The organism is Hyella patelloides LEGE 07179, assembly GCF_900659865.1.
Classification (GTDB): domain Bacteria; phylum Cyanobacteriota; class Cyanobacteriia; order Cyanobacteriales; family Xenococcaceae; genus Hyella; species Hyella patelloides.
On sequence record NZ_LR214189.1, the window covers coordinates 1 to 3,507 of the forward strand.

4 protein-coding genes and 1 pseudogene are annotated in these 3,507 nt (G+C 38.0%); 1 reads left to right on the plus strand and 4 read right to left on the minus strand.

Annotated features, from left to right (window positions below; translation table 11 throughout):
• Positions 1–120 precede the first annotated feature (120 nt).
• The 4 genes and pseudogenes from H1P_RS31855 to H1P_RS31870 all read right to left on the minus strand — a co-directional run.
• Positions 121–681 (minus strand): annotated as a pseudogene (locus H1P_RS31855) (glycosyl transferase family 1); the annotation flags it as partial.
• A gap of 74 nt (positions 682–755) precedes the next feature.
• A complete protein-coding gene (locus H1P_RS31860; protein WP_246142038.1) occupies positions 756–1,487 on the minus strand; it encodes a peptidylprolyl isomerase in 732 nt (243 codons plus the stop codon).
• Positions 1,488–1,779: 292 nt separating this feature from the next.
• The gene (locus tag H1P_RS31865) at positions 1,780–2,484 is read right to left on the minus strand and encodes a calcium-binding protein (protein ID WP_144875278.1); all 705 of its coding nucleotides are present in this window, start codon (positions 2,482–2,484) and stop codon (positions 1,780–1,782) included.
• A 154-nt stretch (positions 2,485–2,638) separates the two neighbouring features.
• Positions 2,639–2,944, minus strand: coding sequence for a DUF4915 domain-containing protein (locus H1P_RS31870; RefSeq protein ID WP_246142039.1), 306 nt, complete (start codon positions 2,942–2,944; stop codon positions 2,639–2,641).
• Positions 2,945–3,351: 407 nt separating this feature from the next.
• Here H1P_RS31870 and H1P_RS31875 point away from each other — a divergent pair.
• A partial coding sequence (locus tag H1P_RS31875; RefSeq protein ID WP_186376267.1) for a DUF4277 domain-containing protein occupies positions 3,352–3,507 on the plus strand: 156 nt, incomplete at its 3' end.

Genomic DNA, 3,507 nt, shown 5'->3' on the forward strand with positions numbered 1-3,507 from the left:
CGCTCAAGTTTTGAGAGGGGCAAGAAAAGGAATTAATCCACCACCTTTTCCTGTTTGTAATTAATCTGCGGGGATTCCTCGCGCCTAATTTTCCTGGGAATTTTTTAGGGGGGAATGAACGATTACATCGTGATGTACTTTCAGTTTCGGTTGAAATTCTACAGGAAATTGTTGCCGTTGCCATTGAGTGGGAGACAAACCGCGATCGCAGCTAGCTAAATCTAACAAAATCGGCGTATTTTTGGTTCTAATTCTCGCTTCATCATCAGCATTCATCGGGTCGCTGGGATCGAAATCAGCATCAGAGCCATGAGCGTTATAATAACACTCCAAGTAGCACAATAATTGACTCTTAGGAAAAACATCTTTCATAAACAGAGTCGAACCCCAACCAGAATGACCGTACACAATATCGGGGATAAAGTGATTGTCCTTGAGTTGCTTTGCTAAACGATAAACAGCCTGTCCTTCTAAAACTGCTTCCTCTAAAAATCTCACATAATGATGAGTATCTGGTCTAGCAGTACGCGATTTTTCATAGATAATTTTGGTGACCCCAGGAATATCACCTTCACGCCGTTTTGTGCCGTAAACTACTTGATGTTGGGGATCTTGTCCGAGAATGGTGGCTAAATGGCGAAATTGAGCAGGAAAATTAGAATGTAAGAATAAGATTTTCAAAGTTTCAATCCTCAGTGTCTGGTGGATAAATTATTCAGGTAAAAATTCAGAGCTTAATCCCAGGTTTTTCGGAACTACATTTGAGCAGCTACAGCAGTCGGCTGATTTACTTGACTCATTTGTTTGTGTAGCCAAGTCTCGAATAATTCATGGAGCAGTCTGTGACGCATCGAATCATCCAGTTGAGCGGGTATTGACTTTTCTAACCGTACAATCACAAACCATTCATCTATCTTGATGGGTGCAGATAATTGCCCTGGTTTACTGCTCAATAGTTTTTGGGCAATCATGGGATGGGCATTACCCAACGCAATTGGCCCTAGAAATCCATGAGTTTCGGCTTCTGCTCCTTCGGAATATTCTTTTGCTAGTTCGGCAAAGGTTTGTTCGACTTCTAAAATCCGAAAATAGAGTTCTTGAGCTAGTCCAGCATTTTTGGTGCGAATTAGAGAATAAATAACTCGATCTAGTTGATTTTTGCGTTGCAGAAAGTAAGAACCTACTTGATGTTCCCAAGTTATTTCTTGGAATTTGTTAATTTTAAATTGACGAATAGCTAAAGATTCTAATTGTTGTTGCGTCATTTCATAATGCTGACACCAAGCTTCAATCACAGTTTCATCTGTGAGTTGATTTTGGGCATAAAAGTGCTTTCTTGCTGTCGTTTTTTCTTCTGGATTAGATTCAATCGAACTAATTGCTTGATCGATAATCATTTCCCGTCTTAATCGAGGTAGCATTTGATAGCTGGCTAATTTAGTAATTAGTTCTGAAACATTATTGGTCATTAATTGTTGAGTACTCACTATATTTTTCCTTCAAAAAAAAAATTTGTTCGACCAAGTCAAAAATATTACCGAAAATTAAACCGATCACTATTTCTGTTGAACCACCAAATGTGGAAACTAAAAAATCCCAATTAGAATGTTTTTGAAAATTATGTTCAAGGTTTTTATAAACTATAGTTATCATGATTTCTCCTTTTTGTTTTTCTTTTTTCTTTAAGCTACTTCTCAGTATGTCTGTTGTTCAAATCAGAAAAAAAGAAGATTTTTTCGGTTAAAAGATATGTTTTCTATTAGCAACTATGCCTAATTATCAGCTTTGATAATAGAATAAAAGAGAATGAAGCCTAATGTATAGATATTCAGAAATAGAACTAGAAGTATCAGTGTTATCTGTGCTATTGTGCACTCCTGCAATACCATTAACCGTAGATCTAGTACGATTACGATCTATGCTTGTACGGTCACCGAAGAGTACCTGAGAAATATTAGTAAGGGTATCAGTCCCTTCGTCCCCATTACTTGTATTAAGATCTTCTACAGTGATAGTTTCATCATCGTTAAGAGTAATCTCAAACTCATCAGATTTTCCAGTATAGGAAGCAAAATTAGAACCATTTCCACCGCCAATAATATCATCACCAAGCCCTCCTTGGAGAACATTGGCAATATTACTCGCCACTAGTGAATCGTTTCCTCCACCAGTAATGAGATTTTCAAAATTAGTTATCGTTTCATCCAGTGCCCCAGGGATAATTGCCTTTCCAGTCTGTAAATTAGCACTAATGTCAAGGTCTAGTATAGTATCATAACTAACTGTATCATTGCCATTTCCACCAGAGTGGAAATCATTGCCTGTTGAACTCTTGAGGGAATCATTGCCATCTCCACCGAAGAGGAAATTATAGCCGTCACCCGTAAAAAGGAAATCATTGCCGCTTCCACCAGAGAGGTTATCATTGCCTCTTGAACCACTGATGGTATCATTGCTAGTTGTTCCATATATCTCATTCAACATTGTCAAATTCTCCTTTGTACGTGAAATTTAAGTGTCAAGATTCAGGTTTAAGAATCAGAAATTAAAGAAAGCTATTTTTCTATGCCAACATTGCCAATCCATTGAGATGGCAAGGGTCTTCCTTGATTACCTTGCTAATAAAAGATGGTTTTCATCAAGGAGTACAGCTATGCTTGTGACTGACTGTCGCTAAACAGTTCAACAGAGTACTGACAAAAATAATCCGTCCTTGACTATCTACAGCCAGCTCGTGAATGTCTAGATATCCTGTGGTGTAAACAATGCGAGGTATATAAAGTTGGTCGTAATGATTGTGAAGTTGTCCTGGACCCAGAACATTATCTAGTTGCCAGAGTTGATAGCGAGAAGCCAGATCGAGTCTTTGACTATCTGGGGTTACATAAAGGGCGTTGCTGAATGAGCAGTTGATGATGAACTTTCTCGCTGGAAAATTCTTCACCAACCCGCCTCAAAATCAGCAACGCCAGATGAAAAGAGTTCTTTGTGTTATTCATTAAAATTTCCGAAGAAAACGTGAATTAATGCTAGTAATTTGTAAGCGTTGAGTTTGCACGCCCCATAGCACAAAACTGAATTACCGTTAGTATTTGTTGCTTACATAGGGTTGCAAAGTGCTTTTAACTATCAAGTGAATTAGCTGCTATCAAAACGTTTCAAACTGAGTTCTTAGTGCTTTTCAATCTTCAAGTTAGTTGGCGATCGGGAATAACTAGGGAAGAAAAATGAAGAACTTACAACCGACATTCCGCAGAAATAAGAGAGAGAAGGAATAATTAATTTGAGAGATGAGGAATAAGTATTAAATGAGCCTCAATTAGAGAAGAAGTGGATGGTATGTTGAAAATCATGACACCATCAACAGCAGAAATCAAAGTAAAAGACCTAGATCACTGCGGAATCATCGCAGGGATAATTGATGAGATTGGATTAGTCACACAAATCGCTCAGATCGTCTCAAAACATGGCCTGGTTCTAACGAATTTTGTGGTCAATCATTTTGAA